The following is a 19079-nucleotide window of genomic DNA, read 5'->3' as shown; positions in this document are numbered from 1 at the left end:
CTCCGCCGGCCTGCCGCGCGGTCGTTCAGGGCGAGGATTGAATGCGTTCTGCGCCGCGCTCGAATGGTTGGGCGCCGCCATCCTCGCGGCGCTCTTCCTCGTCGTCATGGCCGCCGTGCTGCGCCGCTATGTGCTGGGCGGTGGGCTCGTCTGGTCGGACGAGCTGGCGATCTGGCTCAACGTCGCGCTGGTCGCGGTCGGGATGCCGCTGGCGGCGTCGAGCGCGCTGACGATGCGGCTCGACGTGATCGCGCGGCTCCTGCCGGAGCGCGGGCAGGGCGTTGCGGGTATCCTGGCCGACGCGGTCGCGGTGCATGGCGCGCTGGTGCTGGCGATCGGCGGGGCAGGGGTGGCGCAACTCGTCGGCGGCGTCTCGACCGTGCTCGGCCTGCCGGAGAGTCTGCGCTTCGGCGCCTTCGCGGCCGGCGGCGGGCTGACCGTGCTGGTCGTGGTCTGGCGCGCGGCGCTCGACCGATCGGCCCTCGCGGCGCTGGCCTCGCTCGTCGTCGGCGCAGGCCTTTATCTCGTGGCGCAAAGCGCGACCGGTCTGTTCGTCACGCCCAGTCTGGTCGCCGCGCTGGTCGCGGGCGCAGGCCTGATCCTCGGCGCACCGCTACCTTTCGCGCTGCTTGCCGGCGTCTCGCTGACGGGGGCGCTCGGCGGGCTCCTGCCGGAGCCCGCGATCGTGCAGAACACGGTCTCGGGCATCTCGAAATTCCTGCTGCTGGCGATCCCGTTCTTCCTGCTGGCCGGCGAACTCCTGACCGCCGGCGGTCTCGCCGAGCGGCTGGTGCGCTTCGCCGCCGCGCTGGTCGGGCATCTGCGGGCAGGCCTCGCGCAGACGGCGCTGGTCGCGAGCGTGCTGTTCTCGGGCGCCTCGGGCTCCTCGGTCGCCAACGCCGCCTTCGGGGCCAAGGTCATGGCGCCGGCGCTGGTCGCGCGCGGCTATCCGCCGGCGAACGCGGCGGCGATCGTCGCCGGCGTCTCGATGCTCGACAACATCATCCCGCCCTCGATCGCCTTCCTGATCCTGGCGAGCGCGACCAATCTCTCGGTCGGCTCGCTGCTGCTAGGCGGCTTCGTCGCCGGCGGCTTGCTGGCGCTGGCGCTGGCGATCGGCATCCATCTCAGCGTGCGCGAGGTCGCGCCGCATCCCAAGGCGAGCGGGCAGGAGCGGGCGCGCAGCCTCGTCGGGGCGCTGCCGGCGATCGGGCTCGGGGTCGTGGTCGTGGTCGGCATCCGCTTCGGCGTCGTCACCACGACGGAAGCCTCGGCGTTGGCGGTGGCCTACGCGCTCGCCGTCTGCCTCGCCTTGCGCAGCCTGAACGCCGGGGCCGTCTTCGCCGCGCTGCGCAAGTCCGCCACCGAAGCCGCCGCAGTCGGGCTGCTGATCGGCGCGTCGGCTCCCTTCGCCTTCCTGCTCGCGCTCGACCGCGTCTCCGACCAGATGGCGGGACTCGTCACCGCGTTCGGCGGCGGCCCCTATGCGGTGATGCTGCTCGCCAATCTCGTGCTGCTGCTCGCCGGGCTTTTCCTCGACATCGGCGCGGCGATCCTGCTGCTCGCGCCCCTGCTGCTGCCGGTCGCGATCGCTGCGGGGCTCGATCCGATCCAGTTCGGCGTCATCCTCGTGGTCAACCTGATGATCCACGGGCTGACGCCGCCGCTCGGCATCCTGGTCTATGTCGTCAGCGGCATCACCCGCGTCCCGGCCGGCCATGTCTTCCGCGCGGTGCTGCCCCTGCTGGCGAGCCTGCTCGGCGCGCTCGCTTTGCTTTGCCTCGGGGCCGCCGCCTGGCCTAGTCTGCCGGCCGCATTCAAGGAGCTGTTCTGACGATGTCGATAAACCGCCGCGAGCTTGCCGCCGGCCTTCTGGCCGCGCCCGCCATCCTCTCCGCCCGCTCGGTGCCGGCCGCCGGCCGGCCGGCGACGGTCGCCTCGCTGTTCGGCGAGGACAAGCCGGAAACGAAGATCTGGCGGCGCATCGCCGAGATCCTGGCCCGGACCGCGCCCGGCCGCTTCGACCTGCGCATCGTCGGCAATGCGGCGCTGGGCGGCGAGAAGGAGGTGGCGGAAGGCGTCAGGCTCGGCTCGGTGCAGGCCTCGCTCTCGACGGTGTCCGCGCTGTCGGGCTGGGTCCCCGACAGCCAGATCCTCGATCTGCCCTTTTTGTTCAGGGATCGCGCGCACCTCGGGCGCGTGCTGGCAGGCCCGCTCGGCGTGCAGCTCAGGGGCAGGTTCGAGGCGCAGAACTTCGTCGTGCTCGGCTTCATCAATTACGGCGCGCGTCACCTCCTCGCCAAGGAGGCGATCACCACGCCGGCCGGCGTCAAGGGCAAGCGCATCCGGGTGATCCAGAGCCCGCTGCACACCGAGCTCTGGTCGGGGTTCGGCGCGTTTCCGACGCCGATCCCGATCCCCGAGACCTACAACGCGCTGAAGAGCGGCGTGGTCGATTGCATGGACCTGACGAAGTCGGCCTATGTCGGCTTCAAGCTGCACGAGGTCGTGCCCTATCTGATCGAGACCGGCCATATCTGGGCGAGCGGCGTGATCTACGTCTCGGCCGCGTTCTGGCGCGGGCTCCCGGGCGAGGACAAGGCCGCGCTCGCGGCGGCGGCGGCCGAGGGGGCGGCGTATTTCGACGACCTCATCGTCGCCGACGAGGAGGCCTCGATGGCGCGGGCGCGGGCCGAGGGCGCCAGGCTCGTCCAGCCCCAGGAGCGGTCCGCCTGGGAAGCCGGGGCGCGCAAGGTCTGGGCGTCGTTTGCGCCGAGACTCGGCGGCATCGAGAAGATCGAGGCCGCCGCCAGCGCCTGACACGCCTCCCGCGCGCCGCCGTCCCATCTTGTTCGGGCCACTGCTCCATGATCCTCGACGAACGCACCTACGCCATCAAGCCGGCCCATGTCCGCGACTATCTCGATCTTTATGTCGCCGAGGGCATGGCGCTGCAGGTCTCGCATCTCGGCGAGCTGATCGGCTGGTTCACCACCGATAGCGGCGTCGTCAACGAGGTCGTGCACATGTGGCGCTTCGCGGATGCCGGCGACCGCGAGCGCAGGCGGGCCGCGATGGAAGCCGATCCGCGCTGGCAGGACTTCCGCGCCAAGGCCGCGCCCTACGTGCTGGAGATGCGCAGCCGCATCCTGCGGCCGACCGCCTTCTCGCCGATGCGCTAGGAGAGACTATCGGCCCTCGCCAAAACGCGGCACCTTCGCGCCGCGCTCCCGTTCAAGCCTCGCCTCCGGACCAGCCCATGACCGTCACCGATATCGCGACGCGAACCTATAATCACGGCTGGCGGCTCGACCCGATCATCCGCAGCCTGCTCGATACCGATTTCTACAAGCTGCTGATGCTGCAGATGATCCGGGCTTTCCACCCAGAGGTGCAGGTCACCTTCTCGCTGATCAACCGCTCGAAACAGATCCGGCTCGCCGACATCGTCGACGAGGCGGAGCTGCGCGCCCAGCTCGACCATGCCCGCGAGGTCCGCTTCTCGAAGAAGGAGCTGATCTGGCTCGCGGGCAACTCTTTCTACGGCAAGACGCAGATGTTCTCGCCGGACTTCATCGCCTGGCTCGCCGATTTCCGGCTGCCGGACTACGATCTGCGCAAGGTCGACGGGCAGTACGAGCTGACCTTCGATGGCCCCTGGACCCACACCACCATGTGGGAGGTGCCGGCGCTCGCCATCGTCAACGAGTTGCGCGCGCGGCGCGTCATGGTCGGCCAGAAGCGCTTCTCGCTCGACGTGCTCTATGCGCGGGCCAAGGCCAAGATGTGGGACAAGGTCGAGCGGCTGCAGAAGCTGCCGGGCCTGCGCCTGTCGGATTTCGGCACCCGCCGGCGGCACGGCTTCCTCTGGCAGCGCTGGTGCGTCGAGGCCCTGAAGGAGGGGCTGGGCTCCGCCTTCACCGGCTCTTCCAACGTGCTGCTGGCGATGGATGCCGATCTTGAGGCGATCGGCACCAACGCGCATGAGCTGCCGATGGTGCTGGCGGCGCTCGCCGACAGCGACGAGGAGTTGCTGCACGCGCCCTATCGCGTGCTCGACGAATGGCGCCAGGTCTATGGCGGCAACCTCCTGATCGCGCTGCCCGACGCCTTCGGCACCACGAGTTTCCTGCGCCATGCGCCCGACTGGGTCGCCGACTGGACTGGCTTTCGGCCAGACAGCGCCCCGCCGATCCAGGCCGGCGAGGAAATCATCGCGTGGTGGCGCGCCAAGGGCCGCGATCCGCGCGAAAAGCTCTTGGTCTTCTCCGACGGGCTCGACGTCTCGGCGATCGAGCGGGTGCACCGACATTTCGACGGCAAGGTCCGCATGGCCTTCGGCTGGGGCACCGACCTGACCAACGATCTCGTCGGATGCTCGCCCGACGGCTCGCGCGAACTCGACCCGATGTCGCTGGTCTGCAAGGTGACGAAGGCGAACGGCCGGCCGGCGGTTAAGCTGTCGGACAATCCCGAGAAGGTCTCGGGCGACGCGAAGACGGTGGCGCGGTACCGGCGGGTTTTTGGCGGCGGCTGACAGGGGTCCAGATCCAGGTCGCCCGGTTTGGCGCGCCAGCCTCGGCTGGGAACAGGTGTAGGCGCCTGAGCCTGGGCCGACGGTTGAAGCCAACCAGGAAAGCGACCGCGCCGGCAATGCCTCTCATGGCGTGCCCTGCGACGACGATCAGCGGCAAGCCCTGCTCGCGCGCCATGCTCGAGCGCCATGCTCGAGATGCGTGCGATGCCCGTCAGGCAATCTCGTCCGATCGAACCAGTCGCCCCGGCGACATCTTCATCGAAAGCGTCAGGCGGCGGCCGGATCGGCGCCTGAAGGCAGGGTGACCCAACGTCACGGGAGCGTGACCGGTCATGAGCGAGCTTGATTTGCTCCGGATCGAAACCGGCGGCCTCCTGCGCCAGCGACACCGCTGGGGAGAACAGCCATGGACAAGCAGAACCGCACTCTCGCATTCGCCGCCGCCTTCGCCGCCGCCTGTGCGCTCACCGGCACGGCCTCGGCCCAGACGCCCGACATCGTCGAGGCGATGCGCACGCTCGCCGGCAAGCAGAAGGCGCGGCCGAGCGGGGCCAAGGGCCAGTGCTTTACCGGCACCTTCACCCCGACGGCCGAGGCGAAGGGGCTGAGCAAGTCGGCCGTTTTCGCAAAGACTTCATCGGTGGTGGCGCGGCTTTCGGTCGGCGGCGGAAATCCCAAGGTGATGGACGCCAACAAGGCGGTGAATCGCGGCTTCTCGTTCCGGATCGATCCGGGCGGGCCCGGCCAGACCGAATTCGTCATGGTCAACGCGCCGATCAACTTCGTGAAGTCGCCCGAGCAGATGCTCGGCTTCCTGCAGGCGCGCCTGCCCGGAGCCGACGGCAAGATGGACGCCGACAAGGTCAAGGCCTTCACCGAAGCCAATCCCGAGACGACCGGGCAGGGGCGCTATCTCGCCGGCAAGCCCGTCGTCGGCTCCTGGGTCGGCGTCAACTACTGGGGCATCCACAATTACGCCGCGACCAACGCCGCCGGCGCCAGGCAGCTGATCAAGTTCAAGATGGTCCCGCTCGGCGGCGAGGTGACGCTGACCGAGGACGAGGCCAAGGCCAGGCCCGCCGATTTCCTGCTCGACGAGTTGAGGGGCCGGCTCGAGGCCAGGAAGCCGGCCGGCTTCGACATGGTCGCGATCATCGGCAAGGCCGGCGACGAGAAGACCAACGCGACGCAGATGTGGGAGGGCGAGGATACGCGCCCGACCGTCAAGCTCGGCACGCTCGCCATCGTCGCCTTGGAGAAGAACGAGACCTGCGACGGCGCGATCTTCGATCCGACCACGCTGGCCGACGGCATCGAAGGGCCTGACGACGAGCTGTTCCGGCAGCGCCAGCCGGCCTATGCGATCTCGCTCGGCGAGCGGAGCTGAGCGAAAGCCTGCGACGTGGTCCGACGCGGGGCATCGCGCCGCGCGTCGGAAACCTTGCATCGCGCGCCGAAACGCCCTAGAGCGACCGCGCTTTGAAGGCCTCAGCAGGCCGTTCGCAGGAAACAGGTGTCATGGCCAAAGAGAAATTCGCTCGCACGAAGCCGCATTGCAACATTGGGACGATTGGTCACGTCGACCATGGCAAGACGTCTTTGACGGCTGCGATCACGAAGGTTCTGGCGGAGTCCGGCGGGGCGTCGTTCACGGCCTATGACCAGATCGACAAGGCTCCGGAGGAGAAGGCTCGCGGGATCACGATCTCGACGGCGCATGTCGAGTACGAGACGGCGAACCGGCACTACGCGCATGTCGACTGCCCCGGCCACGCCGACTATGTGAAGAACATGATCACGGGCGCGGCGCAGATGGACGGCGCGATCCTGGTTGTGTCGGCGGCGGACGGTCCGATGCCGCAGACGCGCGAGCACATCCTGCTGGCGCGCCAGGTCGGCGTTCCGGCTCTGGTGGTGTTCATGAACAAGGTCGACCTGGTCGACGACGCGGAGCTGCTCGAGCTGGTCGAGATGGAGATCCGCGAGCTTCTGTCGAAGTACGACTTCCCGGGCGACGACATCCCGATCACCAAGGGCTCGGCCAAGGTCGCGCTCGACAACGGCGACAAGGCGATCGGCCATGACGCGGTTGTGGCGCTGATGAAGACGGTCGACGACTACATCCCGCAGCCGGAGCGCCCGATCGACCAGCCCTTCCTGATGCCGGTCGAGGACGTGTTCTCGATCTCGGGCCGCGGCACGGTTGTGACGGGCCGGGTCGAGCGCGGGATCGTCAAGGTCGGCGAGGAGATCGAGATCGTGGGCCTGAGGGACACGGTCAAGACGACGGTGACGGGCGTCGAGATGTTCCGCAAGCTGCTCGACCAGGGCCAGGCGGGCGACAACATCGGCGCGCTGCTGCGCGGCACCAAGCGCGAGGACGTCGAGCGCGGCCAGGTGCTGTGCAAGCCGGGCTCGGTCAAGCCGCACACGAAGTTCAAGGCCGAGGCCTACATCCTGACCAAGGAGGAGGGCGGGCGCCACACGCCGTTCTTCACCAACTACCGGCCGCAGTTCTACTTCCGCACGACGGACGTGACCGGGGTGGTGCACCTGCCCGAGGGCACGGAGATGGTGATGCCGGGCGACAACATCGCCATGGAGGTGCACCTGATCGTGCCGATCGCGATGGAGGAGAAGCTGCGCTTCGCCATCCGCGAAGGCGGACGCACCGTCGGAGCAGGCGTCGTCGCCAGCATCATCGCCTGATTCAGCGACCGGCTGCAAAGACTTGAAAGGGCGGCGGAAACGCCGCCCTTTTTATTTGCCCTGTGCGAAACGTTATCCAGCCCGGCGCGGTCGCCTTGGTTGCCGTGCTTGCCAGTCCATTGACACTTTGGTCGTCCGTAACTTATAAGTTACGAACGCTTGGGTAATCGAAACCAGGTCGCAAGGGATGCCGGCGTGACGCGCGAAGCGCTTTATCGCGCCCTCAGCGAGGAGAGCGACCCGCGCCTGTCAACGTTCATGGGTGTGCTCAACGCCCTCGGCCTGAAGCTGAAGGTCGAGGTTTGAGCCTTCGCTTCCATGGCGGCCTGCACCATAGCCGCGTTTTCGACTTGAAAAGCGAAACCCGTTGGGGCAAAGCAACCGCCGACTACAGGGGTGTAGCTCAGTTGGTAGAGTACCGGTCTCCAAAACCGGGTGTCGCAGGTTCGAGCCCTGCCGCCCCTGCCAGTCCCGAATGATGCCGCATCGCCGCGATCGGGCCTTTGACGATCGGCCATGACGCAGAACATCTACGACACGCCCGACTTCTTCGAGGCCTACAGCAAGCTGCCGCGATCGGTTCACGGGCTCGACGGCGCGCCGGAATGGCCCGTCCTGCAGGCGATGCTGCCGGAGATGCGCGGCGCGCGCGTGCTCGATCTCGGCTGCGGCTTCGGCTGGTTCTGCCGCTGGGCGGTCGGACAGGGCGCGACGCGCGTGCTCGGCGTCGACGTGTCCGAAAACATGCTGGCGCGCGCTCGCGGAACGACGCGGGGCGCGGCGATCCGCTACCAGCAGGCCGATCTCGAAACCTTCGATCCCGAGCCCGGGCATTTCGATCTGGCCTACAGCTCGCTCGCCTTGCACTACATCGAGGACCTGGCCGGGCTGCTCGGCCGCGTCCGCGACGGGCTCGCGCCCGGCGGGCGGCTGGTCTGCTCGGTCGAGCATCCGATGGTGACGGCGCCGCGGCATCAGGGCTGGGAGCAAGACGCGTCCGGCCTGCCGGTCTGGCCGGTCGGCGGCTATCTCGACGAGGGGCCGCGCCGGACGGATTGGCTCGCCGAGGGCGTCGTCAAGCAGCACCGGACGATCGAGACCTATCTCGCCCTGCTGTCGCGGGCGGGGTTCGCGCTGGAGCGGCTGCGGGAATGGGCGCCGAGCCCGGAGCAGGTCGCCGCCGAGCCGGACTGGATCAGGGAACGCCAGCGCCCGCCCTTCCTGCTGCTGGCGGCGCGCCGCGGCTAAGCTTTCGGCCGTCGCCGCAAAAGCCGCTTGGCTAACGCCCGCGCCCGTTGTAAGAGGCTCTCCATGACGGCGCGCGGTCCCTTGGGCCCCGCGCCGCGAATCTTTCAGGATGGACGATTCGGCATCGCGGCGAGCCCCTGGGGGCGAAAGCCTGCGCAGAAGTTTCGGAACCCGAGGTGAGCGCCATGGCGAAGACCAACCCCTTCAGCTTCCTGCAGGAGGTCCGCACCGAAGCCTCCAAGGTGACCTGGCCGTCGCGGCGCGAGACGCTGATCACGACGGGCCTCGTGCTTGCGATGGTCGTGGTCTCGAGCCTGTTCTTCCTCTTCACCGACACCGTCATCCGGTGGACCCTCGGCCTCATCCTCGGCGCCCGCTGAACGGAATCAGACACGTGAACACCCGCTGGTACATCGTCCACGCCTATTCGAACTTCGAGAACAAGGTCGCGCAGTCGATCCGCGACCAGGCGGCGCAGCGCAACCTCGCCGACAAGTTCGACGAGGTCCTGGTGCCGACAGAGAAGGTCGTCGAGGTCCGGCGCGGCCGCAAGGTCGACGCCGAGCGCAAGTTCTTTCCCGGCTACGTGCTGGTGAAGTGCGAGATGACCGACGAGGTCTATCACCTGATCAAGAACACACCGAAGGTCACCGGCTTCCTCGGGGCCGACAAGGCCAAGCCCATGCCGATCCCCGAGCACGAGGCGATGCGCATCAAGGGCCAGGTCGCCGAGGGCATCGAGCGGCCGAAGCCGACGATCGTCTTCGAGGTCGGCGAGCAGGTGAAGGTCGCGGACGGCCCCTTCGCCTCGTTCAACGGCGTCGTCGAGGATGTCGACCACGGGCGCGCGCGCCTCAAGGTCGCGGTCTCGATCTTCGGCCGCGCCACGCCGGTCGAGCTCGAATACGGGCAGGTCGAGAAGCTCTGACCGGCGAACGCCGCCGCTCGCGGCCGTTTGGTTAATCTTTCTTTAGCGCGGCTGGGGCATGGTTCGCCCTGGTCATCCGGCGCTAACCTTTCATGTTTCCAGCAAGTTTCAAGGCGACCGTCCGTCAACGCCTGGTCATCTGGGGCGGCATCCTAGGCGTGCTCGGCGCGCTTCTGATCGCCACCGAGTTCATCAGCGTCGCCCGGCTTTCGGATCACTCGAAACGGTTGATCGACCAGACGACGGTCGTCAACGAGCTCTCGACGACGATCGCGGTCTTTTCGCGGATCAGCGCCGCGATCATGTCCGAGGCGAAGCCTGATGCGGCGGACATCGCGAACGCCTCGCGCGCGACGGTTGCCATCGTGGCGCGTCTCGATGGCGAGGCGCGGGATCTTCTCGCCGCCGTCGTCCCGGCGCTCGACGAAGCCGCGAGGCTGGTCGCGACCGACCGGCCGGCTGCCAGGCGCATCATCCAGGACGTCACCGAGAAGAGGATCAAGGCGCGCGCCGCGTTGAGTGCGAGCATATCGGATATCATCGGCGGACTGGGCGATCTCGTCGAAACGTCGCGGCAGAACAAGATCCTTCTGTCGCTGCTCGGCCTTTTCGTCGTCTGCACCATCGTCGCGCTGGAATATCGCTGGCTCGTCCGGCCGATCATCGGCATGTCGGCGGCGCTCGCCTCCACCGAGCGGGATACCGGCTGGGTCGGGAAGCTCGCGATGCGGCGCGACGAGATCGGCATGCTGGGCCGGGCGCTGCTGACCCATCTCAAGGCCGAGCGCATGCGCGAGGCGGACGCCGCGAACCGGCTCGACGCCCTGACCGACCAGGTCTCGCGCCAGCAGCGGCGCCAGGCGCAGAGCCTCGCCTTCCAGAGCCGGATCGCCGCGATCGCGTCCGCGCTCGAGCAGCATGCGGCCCGGATGGCGGGCGCCTCCGGCGAGTTCACGCAAGTCTCGGAGCAGGTCGATCAGCGCGCCAGCGCGGCGGCGCAGTCGACCCAGCGCGTCTCCGGCCATGTCGGCGAGATGGCGGACGCGATCTCCGACATCTCCGGTCTCGTCACCACCGCCGCCGAGGAGGCGCAGCGGACCTTCGCGGTCGCCGACAACGCCAAGGCGCTGGTCGAGGAGGCCAATGCCGACACCGAGGCCCTGCGCCAGGCGGTGGGGGCGATCGCGCGCATCATCGACGTGATCGGCTCGGTCGCGAGCCAGACCAACCTGCTCGCGCTCAACGCCACGATCGAGGCGGCGCGGGCCGGCGAGAGCGGGCGCGGCTTCGCCGTGGTCGCGTCCGAGGTCAAGCAGCTGGCCCATCGCACGGCGGAAGCCACGGAAGAAGTCCGGCGCGGGCTCGACTCGATGACCGTGGCGGCGGAGCGCATCACGCTGCGGGTCGGCGCGCTCGTGACCTCCGTCAACGATGTCGAGGCGTCGGCCGATTCCATCGTCGAGCTGACGCAGCGCCAGGATCTGCGCTCGCGCGCCATCAGCGACGGCACGACGCGCACGGCCGGCGATGTCCGCCTCGTCGCCGAGCAGGTCGAGCAGGTCGCCGGCATGGTCGAACGCTGGCGCGAAACGGCGGGGACGGTGACGCTGGCCTCGGCCGATCTCGGCCGGCAGGCGAGTGAGCTGCGCGCCGTGGTCGACGGCTTCATCGCCGAGAACGAGCGGATCAGCGCATGACCATGACGACCTCGGGCGACGCCCTCCGCCTCGCCACGGAGCGCCGCGGCGAAGCGCCCGGCCAGCGTCCCTTGCCGCATCTGTCGCGGCTGCTGCACTGGATCACGGCCGCGCTCGTGCTGCTGATGCTCGTCAGCGGAGTGCTGATGAAGCAGCTCGGCGGCGGCGCGCTGTCGGACCTGCTCTACACGCTGCACAAGTCCAGCGGCGCGGCGATCCTGGTTCTGGTCGTCGTCAGGCTCGGCTACCGGCTGGCGCTGCAGCTGAGCGGCGGCTGGAGTCCGGGCGCGGGCCGCCATCCCGTCCATGCGGTCCTTTATGCCGGGCTGATCCTGGTGCCGCTGCTGGGCTGGGCCGGAGTGTCCGATTTTGGCGCGCGATACCTCTTCCTCGGCTGGTCGCTGCCGCCGATCTGGCCAGAGGGCGCGGGCTACGCGCCGGCGCTGTTCCTCGCCCATGCCGTGCTTGCCTTCGTGATGCTGGGCTTCGTCGCCGTCCATATCGGCATCGCGCTGAACGACTACATCCAGCGCGGCGGCCAGCGCAGCTAGACGAAAGGGCTCGTCCCGTCGCGAAAAAGGCTTTCCCCGGCGCGAGGGATATGCCATAGGCCGGCCCTCACATGCGTGGGAGGCCGGCCGGTCGCCAACCGGATCCACCCTGCCGCACCACGCTCTGCAACCATCCCGGCCCGGAACGAAGCCGTTTCCTGGGCGGGGTTGTCGTCGTTCCGATAGGCATCGGGGCGGACGGCAGGAGCAGCCGTCATGGCAAAGAAGATCACGGGCTACGTGAAGCTTCAGGTTCCGGCGGGCGCGGCCAATCCGTCGCCGCCGATCGGTCCGGCGCTGGGTCAGCGCGGCCTCAACATCATGGAGTTCTGCAAGGCCTTCAACGCGAAGACCGCGCAGATGGAGAAGGGCATGCCGATCCCGGTGATCATCACCGCGTATCAGGACCGCTCCTTCACCTTCGAGATGAAGCAGCCGCCGGTGTCCTACTGGCTGAAGAAGGCCGCCGGCCTGACCTCGGGCTCCAAGACCCCCGGTCGCGGCGGCCCCGTCGGCAAGGTGACGGTCGCCCAGATCAACGAGATCGCCGAGAAGAAGATGGCCGATCTGAACTGCGATTCGGTCGAATCCGCCTCGTCCATGATCAAGGGCTCCGCCCGGTCCATGGGCCTGGACGTCGTGGGCTGAGGGGAGCGATCATGGCACATATCGGAAAGCGCGTCGTCAAGGGCCGCGAAGGCATCGACCGCACCAAGCTCTACCCGCTGACGGACGCCGTCGCCTTCGTCAAGGAGCGCGCCACCGCCAAGTTCGACGAGACCGTCGAGGTCTCGATGAACCTGGGGGTCGATCCGCGCCACGCCGACCAGATGGTCCGCGGCGTCTGCAACCTGCCCAACGGCACCGGCCGCGTCCTGCGCGTCGCCGTGTTCGCCCGCGGCGCCAAGGCGGAAGAGGCCAAGAAGGCCGGAGCCGACATCGTCGGCGCCGAGGACCTGGTCGAGACCGTGCAGAAGGGCGAGATCGCTTTCGACCGCTGCATCGCGACCCCGGACATGATGCCGCTGGTCGGCCGCCTCGGCAAGGTCCTGGGCCCGCGCGGCCTGATGCCGAACCCGAAGGTCGGCACCGTCACCATGGACCTGACCAATGCGGTCGCGGCCTCCAAGGGCGGTTCGGTCGAGTTCCGCGTCGAGAAGGCCGGCATCGTGCATGCCGCCGTCGGCAAGGTGTCGTTCTCGGCCGAGAAGCTGGCCGAGAACATCAAGGCCTTCGCCGACTCGGTCGCCAAGGCCAAGCCCGCCGGCGCCAAGGGCACCTATATCCAGCGCGTCGCGATCTCCTCGACCATGGGTCCGGGCGTCAAGATCGAGCCGAACACGGTGATGGGCGGCTGAGGCCGCCGATCGCCTTGCGTCCCGCCTCGCGGGGGCGGTACGCCACTCGGGCGTGAGTCTTTTCGCGAAGACTCCGCTTGGCAGGGACGCGGGAAGCCGTTAAGAGGCTCCCATGTTTCCATGAGTGTCAGGGACCGCCGCGTGCTTCGCACGAGGGGGTCCGTTTCGCGTTTTTCGGCGGTTCGCCGCCGAGAACGGGGTTTTTGGTGCGGGAAACGTTTTCCGGGCCTTCGGACCCCGAAGTCCTGTCTGAGACTGCAGGTGCTCCGAGGGTTCGCCCGAGGGCATAATTTCGCCAAGAGGCCTGCATAGACGGTGCAAGAGCTCAAATTCGGGCCGCGAGGCCCGCAAGGACGGTTCGAACCATCTCGCCCGATCGCGGCCTTCTCACCGAAGGCGGAGAGGGGACAGGGCACTGAGCGTCGTCCACGCCGAGCCGGCTCGCCGGTTTTCGTCGCGGACGGCAAGTGCAACCGGCGGCAAGCCCTCATGGCCTGCCGTCTACCGGAGAGAGCCCAGTGGATAGAACGGCAAAATCTGATGCCGTCGCGACGCTGAACGCGGTGTTTGCGAACACCTCGGTCGTCGTCGTGGCCCACTATGCGGGTTTGACGGTGGCCCAGTTCCAAAGGCTTCGTCGCGAGATGAAGGCGAACGGCGCCACCGTGAAGGTCGCAAAGAACCGGCTGGCCAAGATCGCTCTTGAAGGCACCGACGTCGCGTCCATCGGCAAGCTGCTGACGGGTCCCACCCTGATCGCCTATTCCAGCGATCCGGTCGCGGCGCCGAAGGTCGCCACCGCCTTCGCCAAGGAGAACGACAAGCTCGTCATCCTCGGCGGCGCGATGGGCAAGACCGCCCTGAACCCCGACGGCGTCAAGGCCTTGGCCACGATGCCCTCGCTCGACGAACTGCGCGCCAAGTTGCTCGGCCTCCTGCAGGCCCCCGCGACCAAGATCGCCCAGCTCTCGACCGCGCCGGCCGCCAAGCTCGCGCGCGTGTTCCAGGCATATGCCGACAAGGAAGCGGCCTGATCGGCCCGTCACCCCTGCAAAACGTTCGAACCCCTTACCATATAGGAGCCTAACATGGCTGATCTCGCCAAGCTCGTCGACGAGCTGTCGTCCCTCACGGTCCTCGAGGCCGCCGACCTCGCCAAGCTTCTCGAAGAGAAGTGGGGCGTCTCCGCCGCTGCCGCCGTCGCGGTTGCGGCCGGTCCGGCCGCCGCTGGCGGCGCCGCTGCCGCCGCTGCCGAGGAGCAGACCGAATTCACCGTGATGCTTGCCGCCGTCGGCGACAAGAAGATCGAGGTGATCAAGGAAGTCCGCGCCATCACCGGCCTCGGCCTCAAGGAAGCCAAGGATCTGGTCGAGGCCGCTCCGAAGGCCGTCAAGGAAGGCGTCGCCAAGGACGAGGCCGAGAAGCTCAAGAAGCAGCTCGAGGCCGTCGGCGCCAAGGTCGAGCTCAAGTGAGCGGGGCCGGCGCAATGCCGGTCCGACTTTAACCGCTAAGCGCAGTCCCGGGGCGGTTTCCGCCTCCGGGGCTGTTGCGTCGTTTCCGCGGACGCGCGCGGAGAGGGTTCAAAGGTCCGCGATGCAGCTTCGCGTTGCAGGTCCGGTTTTTGGATAATGTCGGCGCGACGCGCCGAACGGCTCACCCGGCGGCCTTGCCGCCATCGATCCGGCAGGCCGCCGGGTGAGCCGTCCAGGGCTAGAGGTAGGGCGAGGCGTCTTCCGGGAGGGTGGTTTCCGCCCTTCGGCGCCGAAGTCCGGAGATTGCGAGGAACATAATGGTCAATTCGCTCCAGGGCCGCAGGCGCGTCCGCAAGTTCTTCGGCAAGCTCAAGGAAGTCGCGCAGATGCCGAACCTCATCGAGGTTCAGAAGGCGTCCTACGACCAGTTCCTGATGGTCGACGAGCCCAAGGGCGGCCGCGGCGACGAGGGCCTGCAGTCGGTCTTCAAGTCGGTCTTCCCGATCGGCGATTTCTCGGGCGCCTCGCTGCTCGAATTCGTCAAGTACACCTTCGAGCCGCCGAAGTTCGACGTCGACGAGTGCCGCCAGCGCGGCATGACCTTCTCGGCGCCGCTCAAGGTGACGCTGCGCCTGATCGTGTTCGATATCGATCCCGACACCCAGGCGAAGTCGGTCAAGGACATCAAGGAGCAGGACGTCTACATGGGCGACATGCCGCTCATGACCGACAACGGCACCTTCATCGTCAACGGCACCGAGCGCGTCATCGTCTCGCAGATGCACCGCTCGCCCGGCGTGTTCTTCGACCACGACAAGGGCAAGACCCATTCCTCGGGCAAGCTGCTCTTCGCCGCGCGCATCATCCCCTATCGCGGCTCCTGGCTCGACATCGAGTTCGACGCCAAGGACATCGTCTACGCGCGCATCGACCGGAAGCGGAAGATCCCCGTCACCTCGCTGCTGTTCGCGCTCGGCATGGACGGCGAGGAGATCCTCGGCCGCTTCTACGACCACGTCACCTATGTCCGCGACGACAAGGGCTGGCGCGTTCCCTACGACGCCGAGCGGATGAAGGGCTTCAAGGCCACCAACGACATGATCGACGCCGACACCGGCGAGGTCGTGGTCGAGGCCGGCCGCAAGCTCGTCGCGCGCACCGCGCGCCAGCTCGCCGAGAAGGGCCTCAAGTTCCTGCGCGCGACGGACGAGGATCTGGTCGGCCAGTACATCGCCGAGGATCTCGTCGATCCCCAGACCGGCGAAGTTCACGCCGAGGCCGGCGAAGAGCTGACCATGGCGGTCGATCCCAAGACCGGCGAGGCCAAGGGCAACCTGGCCGACCTGATCGCCAAGGGATACACCGAGATCCCGGTGCTCGACATCGACCACATCACGGTCGGCCCCTATATCCGCAACACGCTCGTCGTGGACAAGAACTCGCGCCGCGAGGAGGCGCTGTTCGACATCTACCGCGTCATGCGTCCGGGCGAGCCGCCCACGCTCGAGACCGCCGAGAACATGTTCCAGTCGCTGTTCTTCGACTCGGAGCGCTACGACCTCTCGGCCGTCGGCCGCGTCAAGATGAACATGCGCCTCGACCTCGACGCCGAGGACACCGTGCGCATCCTGCGCAAGGAGGACATCTTCGCGGTCGTCAAGGCGCTGGTCGACCTGCGCGACGGCAAGGGCGAGATCGACGACATCGACCATCTCGGCAACCGGCGCGTGCGCTCGGTCGGCGAGCTGATGGAGAACCAGTACCGGCTCGGCCTGCTGCGCATGGAGCGCGCCATCAAGGAGCGCATGTCCTCGGTCGACATCGACACGGTGATGCCGCAGGACCTGATCAACGCGAAGCCGGCCGCCGCCGCGGTGCGCGAGTTCTTCGGCTCGTCGCAGCTCTCGCAGTTCATGGACCAGACGAACCCGCTCTCGGAAGTGACGCACAAGCGTCGTCTTTCGGCGCTCGGGCCGGGCGGCCTGACCCGCGAGCGCGCCGGCTTCGAGGTGCGCGACGTGCACCCGACGCATTACGGCCGCATCTGCCCGATCGAGACGCCGGAAGGGCCGAATATCGGCCTGATCAACTCGCTCGCCACCTTCGCGCGGGTGAACAAGTACGGCTTCATCGAGAGCCCCTATCGCCGCATCCGCGACGGCAAGCTCACCGACGAGATCATCTATCTCTCGGCGATGGAGGAGGCGAAGTACAACGTCGCCCAGGCCAACGCCGCCGTCGACAAGGACGGCCGTCTCACCGACGACCTGATCGTCTGCCGCCGCGCTGGCGAGGTCATCGTCACGCCGGTCGACAAGGTCGACTTCCAGGACGTCTCGCCGAAGCAGCTCGTCTCGGTCGCGGCCGCGCTGATCCCGTTCCTCGAGAACGACGACGCCAACCGCGCGCTGATGGGCTCGAACATGCAGCGCCAGGCGGTGCCGCTGGTTCGCGCCGACGCGCCCTTCGTCGGCACCGGCATGGAAGCCGTCGTGGCGCGCGACTCTGGCGCGGCGATCGCGGCCCGCCGCGGCGGCGTCGTCGACCAGGTCGACGCGACGCGCATCGTCATCCGCGCCTCCGACGAGATGGACCCGACCAAGCCCGGCGTCGACATCTACCGGCTGCAGAAGTTCCAGCGCTCCAACCAGTCGACCTGCATCACGCAGCGTCCGCTGGTGCGCGTCGGCGACGTCGTCAAGAAGGGCGACATCGTCGCCGACGGCCCGTCGACCGAGTTCGGCGAGCTCGCGCTCGGCCGCAACGTGCTCGTCGCGTTCATGCCGTGGAACGGCTACAACTTCGAGGACTCGATCCTGCTCTCGGAGAAGATCGTCTCGGAAGACATCTTCACCTCGATCCATATCGAGGAATTCGAGGTCATGGCCCGCGACACCAAGCTCGGGCCCGAGGAAATCACGCGCGACATTCCGAACGTCTCGGAAGAGGCGCTGAAGAACCTCGACGAGGCCGGCATCGTCTATATCGGCGCGGAAGTGGCGGCGGGCGACATCCTCGTCGGCAAGATCACGCCCAAGGGCGAAAGCCCGATGACGCCGGAAGAGAAGCTGCTGCGCGCCATCTTCGGCGAAAAGGCCTCCGACGTCCGCGACACCTCGCTGCGGGTGCCGCCCGGCGTGCAGGGCACGATCGTCGAGGTGCGCGTGTTCAACCGCCACGGCGTCGACAAGGACGAGCGCGCCCAGGCGATCGAGCGCGAGGAGATCGAGCGGCTCGCCAAGGACCGCGACGACGAGCAGGCGATCCTCGACCGCAACACCTTCGCGCGCCTGGCCGACATCCTGAACGGCAAGACCGGCCTTGCAGGACCCAAGGGCTTCAAGAAGGACACGGTCATCACCCGCGAGGGCATGACCGAGTTCCCGCGCTCGCAGTGGTGGCTGTTCGCCGTCGGCGACGATCCGCTGATGACCGAGATCGAGGCCATGCGGAAGCAGTACGACGAGTCGAAGAAGCGCCTCGAACAGCGCTTCCTCGACAAGGTCGAGAAGCTGCAGCGCGGCGACGAACTGCCGCCCGGCGTGATGAAGATGGTCAAGGTCTTCGTCGCGGTGAAGCGCAAGATCCAGCCCGGCGACAAGATGGCCGGCCGTCACGGCAACAAGGGCGTGGTCTCGCGCATCGTGCCGGCTGAGGACATGCCGTTCCTCGAGGACGGGACGCACGCCGACATCGTGCTGAATCCGCTCGGCGTGCCCTCGCGCATGAATGTCGGGCAGATCCTGGAGACGCATCTCGGCTGGGCGGCTGCGGGCCTCGGCAAGCAGATCGCCAAGGCGCTCGACGCCTATCGCAAGGGCCACGACGTCAAGGCGCTGAGGGCCTCGTTCGACGCCGTCTACGACGACAACGAGATCGTCGCCTCGATGGACGAGAACGAGCTCGTCGAGATGGGCCAGAACCTGCGCCGCGGCGTTCCGATCGCGACGCCGGTGTTCAACGGCGCCAAGGAGGCCGATATCGAGCGGCTTCTGGAGCAGGCCGGGCTCAACAAGTCGGGCCAGGTCACGCTCTATGACGGCCGCACCGGCGAGCCATTCGACCGCAAGGTCACCGTCGGCTACATCTACATGCTGAAGCTGCATCACCTGGTCGACGACAAGATCCATGCCCGTTCGATCGGCCCGTACTCGCTCGTCACCCAGCAGCCGCTGGGCGGCAAAGCGCAGTTCGGCGGACAGCGCTTCGGCGAGATGGAGGTCTGGGCGCTCGAAGCCTATGGCGCCGCCTACACCCTGCAGGAGATGCTGACGGTGAAGTCGGACGACGTGGCGGGCCGCACCAAGGTCTACGAGTCGATCGTGCGCGGCGAGGACAACTTCGAGGCGGGCATCCCCGAGAGCTTCAACGTGCTCGTCAAGGAAATGCGCTCGCTCGGCCTCAACGTCGAACTGGTCAACAACAAGCCCAAGCCGGGCGAGTTGCCGCCGGCCGAGGCGGCTGAATGAGGCAGTCGGCAATCGGCATTAGGCAGTCGGGAATTCAACCCGATTGCCGACTGCCTACTCCCAACTGCCATTTGACGATTTGGCTGGAGAAAGTGGCGCGAGCCCTTCCG

The 19079-nt window shown here is 67.7% G+C and carries 16 protein-coding genes, 1 tRNA gene and 1 pseudogene; all 18 read left to right on the top strand.

The features are described from left to right. Positions 1 to 67: 67 nt before the first annotated feature. The gene (locus AC1RRW_RS10910; protein ID WP_492900766.1) at positions 68 to 1834 is read left to right on the top strand and encodes a TRAP transporter large permease subunit; all 1767 of its coding nucleotides are present in this window, start codon (positions 68 to 70) and stop codon (positions 1832 to 1834) included. Positions 1835 to 1836: 2 nt separating this feature from the next. Next, positions 1837 to 2820, top strand: coding sequence for a TRAP transporter substrate-binding protein (locus AC1RRW_RS10905; protein ID WP_492900764.1), 984 nt, complete (start codon positions 1837 to 1839; stop codon positions 2818 to 2820). Between the two features lie 47 nt (positions 2821 to 2867). Next, positions 2868 to 3182 carry an NIPSNAP family protein gene (locus AC1RRW_RS10900; RefSeq protein WP_492900763.1) on the top strand — a complete coding sequence of 105 codons (315 nt, stop codon included), beginning with the start codon at positions 2868 to 2870 and terminating at the stop codon, positions 3180 to 3182. Positions 3183 to 3259: 77 nt separating this feature from the next. Beyond that, positions 3260 to 4537: a nicotinate phosphoribosyltransferase gene (gene pncB, locus AC1RRW_RS10895; protein ID WP_492900761.1), complete on the top strand. Its 1278-nt coding sequence runs from the start codon at positions 3260 to 3262 to the stop codon at positions 4535 to 4537. A gap of 406 nt (positions 4538 to 4943) precedes the next feature. Then, entirely contained in the window at positions 4944 to 5924 is a 981-nt protein-coding gene (locus tag AC1RRW_RS10890) for a catalase (RefSeq protein WP_492900760.1), read from the top strand. A 131-nt stretch (positions 5925 to 6055) separates the two neighbouring features. Continuing rightward, complete coding sequence (gene tuf, locus AC1RRW_RS10885) at positions 6056 to 7246, top strand: elongation factor Tu (protein ID WP_492900745.1); 1191 nt, start codon at positions 6056 to 6058, stop codon at positions 7244 to 7246. Positions 7247 to 7423: 177 nt separating this feature from the next. Next, positions 7424 to 7552: pseudogene (locus AC1RRW_RS10880) on the top strand (helix-turn-helix domain-containing transcriptional regulator); the annotation flags it as partial. An 86-nt stretch (positions 7553 to 7638) separates the two neighbouring features. After that, positions 7639 to 7714, top strand: a tRNA-Trp gene (locus tag AC1RRW_RS10875). A 48-nt stretch (positions 7715 to 7762) separates the two neighbouring features. After that, the gene (locus AC1RRW_RS10870; RefSeq protein ID WP_492900759.1) at positions 7763 to 8494 is read left to right on the top strand and encodes a class I SAM-dependent methyltransferase; all 732 of its coding nucleotides are present in this window, start codon (positions 7763 to 7765) and stop codon (positions 8492 to 8494) included. A gap of 185 nt (positions 8495 to 8679) precedes the next feature. Next, positions 8680 to 8874 (top strand): preprotein translocase subunit SecE, encoded by a 195-nt coding sequence (secE, locus tag AC1RRW_RS10865; protein ID WP_492900758.1) that lies wholly within the window; start codon positions 8680 to 8682, stop codon positions 8872 to 8874. Between the two features lie 14 nt (positions 8875 to 8888). After that, entirely contained in the window at positions 8889 to 9422 is a 534-nt protein-coding gene (nusG, locus tag AC1RRW_RS10860) for a transcription termination/antitermination protein NusG (protein WP_492900757.1), read from the top strand. A gap of 92 nt (positions 9423 to 9514) precedes the next feature. Then, positions 9515 to 11119: a methyl-accepting chemotaxis protein gene (locus AC1RRW_RS10855; RefSeq protein WP_492900756.1), complete on the top strand. Its 1605-nt coding sequence runs from the start codon at positions 9515 to 9517 to the stop codon at positions 11117 to 11119. Beyond that, positions 11116 to 11670, top strand: coding sequence for a cytochrome b (locus AC1RRW_RS10850; RefSeq protein WP_492900755.1), 555 nt, complete (start codon positions 11116 to 11118; stop codon positions 11668 to 11670). Before AC1RRW_RS10855 ends, AC1RRW_RS10850 begins: the two co-directional genes overlap by 4 nt. A 216-nt stretch (positions 11671 to 11886) precedes the next feature. Continuing rightward, positions 11887 to 12318: a 50S ribosomal protein L11 gene (gene rplK / locus AC1RRW_RS10845; RefSeq protein ID WP_492900754.1), complete on the top strand. Its 432-nt coding sequence runs from the start codon at positions 11887 to 11889 to the stop codon at positions 12316 to 12318. Between the two features lie 11 nt (positions 12319 to 12329). Beyond that, complete coding sequence (gene rplA, locus AC1RRW_RS10840; RefSeq protein WP_492900753.1) at positions 12330 to 13028, top strand: 50S ribosomal protein L1; 699 nt, start codon at positions 12330 to 12332, stop codon at positions 13026 to 13028. A gap of 518 nt (positions 13029 to 13546) precedes the next feature. Continuing rightward, a complete protein-coding gene (rplJ, locus tag AC1RRW_RS10835; protein WP_492900752.1) occupies positions 13547 to 14062 on the top strand; it encodes a 50S ribosomal protein L10 in 516 nt (171 codons plus the stop codon). A gap of 54 nt (positions 14063 to 14116) precedes the next feature. Next, positions 14117 to 14500, top strand: coding sequence for a 50S ribosomal protein L7/L12 (rplL, locus tag AC1RRW_RS10830; RefSeq protein WP_492900751.1), 384 nt, complete (start codon positions 14117 to 14119; stop codon positions 14498 to 14500). Positions 14501 to 14817: 317 nt separating this feature from the next. Beyond that, positions 14818 to 18969: a DNA-directed RNA polymerase subunit beta gene (gene rpoB / locus AC1RRW_RS10825; protein WP_492900750.1), complete on the top strand. Its 4152-nt coding sequence runs from the start codon at positions 14818 to 14820 to the stop codon at positions 18967 to 18969. Positions 18970 to 19079 lie beyond the last annotated feature (110 nt).

It is taken from the genome of Allobosea sp. GW821-FHT12C12 (assembly GCF_058807355.1).
Note: the sequence above shows the minus strand (reverse complement) of the source record. Positions and strands in the feature narration are given on the sequence as shown.

Bases quoted from the DNA above. Each gene is read 5' to 3' on its own strand.
- AC1RRW_RS10905 (WP_492900764.1), top strand. From the start codon at position 1,837: ATGTCGATAAACCGCCGCGAGCTTGCCGCCGGCCTTCTGGCCGCGCCC.
- AC1RRW_RS10900 (WP_492900763.1), top strand. From the start codon at position 2,868: ATGATCCTCGACGAACGCACCTACGCCATCAAGCCGGCCCATGTCCGC.
- pncB (WP_492900761.1), top strand. From the start codon at position 3,260: ATGACCGTCACCGATATCGCGACGCGAACCTATAATCACGGCTGGCGG.
- AC1RRW_RS10890 (WP_492900760.1), top strand. From the start codon at position 4,944: ATGGACAAGCAGAACCGCACTCTCGCATTCGCCGCCGCCTTCGCCGCC.
- tuf (WP_492900745.1), top strand. From the start codon at position 6,056: ATGGCCAAAGAGAAATTCGCTCGCACGAAGCCGCATTGCAACATTGGG.
- AC1RRW_RS10870 (WP_492900759.1), top strand. From the start codon at position 7,763: ATGACGCAGAACATCTACGACACGCCCGACTTCTTCGAGGCCTACAGC.
- secE (WP_492900758.1), top strand. From the start codon at position 8,680: ATGGCGAAGACCAACCCCTTCAGCTTCCTGCAGGAGGTCCGCACCGAA.
- AC1RRW_RS10855 (WP_492900756.1), top strand. From the start codon at position 9,515: ATGTTTCCAGCAAGTTTCAAGGCGACCGTCCGTCAACGCCTGGTCATC.
- AC1RRW_RS10850 (WP_492900755.1), top strand. From the start codon at position 11,116: ATGACCATGACGACCTCGGGCGACGCCCTCCGCCTCGCCACGGAGCGC.
- rplK (WP_492900754.1), top strand. From the start codon at position 11,887: ATGGCAAAGAAGATCACGGGCTACGTGAAGCTTCAGGTTCCGGCGGGC.
- rplA (WP_492900753.1), top strand. From the start codon at position 12,330: ATGGCACATATCGGAAAGCGCGTCGTCAAGGGCCGCGAAGGCATCGAC.
- rplL (WP_492900751.1), top strand. From the start codon at position 14,117: ATGGCTGATCTCGCCAAGCTCGTCGACGAGCTGTCGTCCCTCACGGTC.
- rpoB (WP_492900750.1), top strand. From the start codon at position 14,818: ATGGTCAATTCGCTCCAGGGCCGCAGGCGCGTCCGCAAGTTCTTCGGC.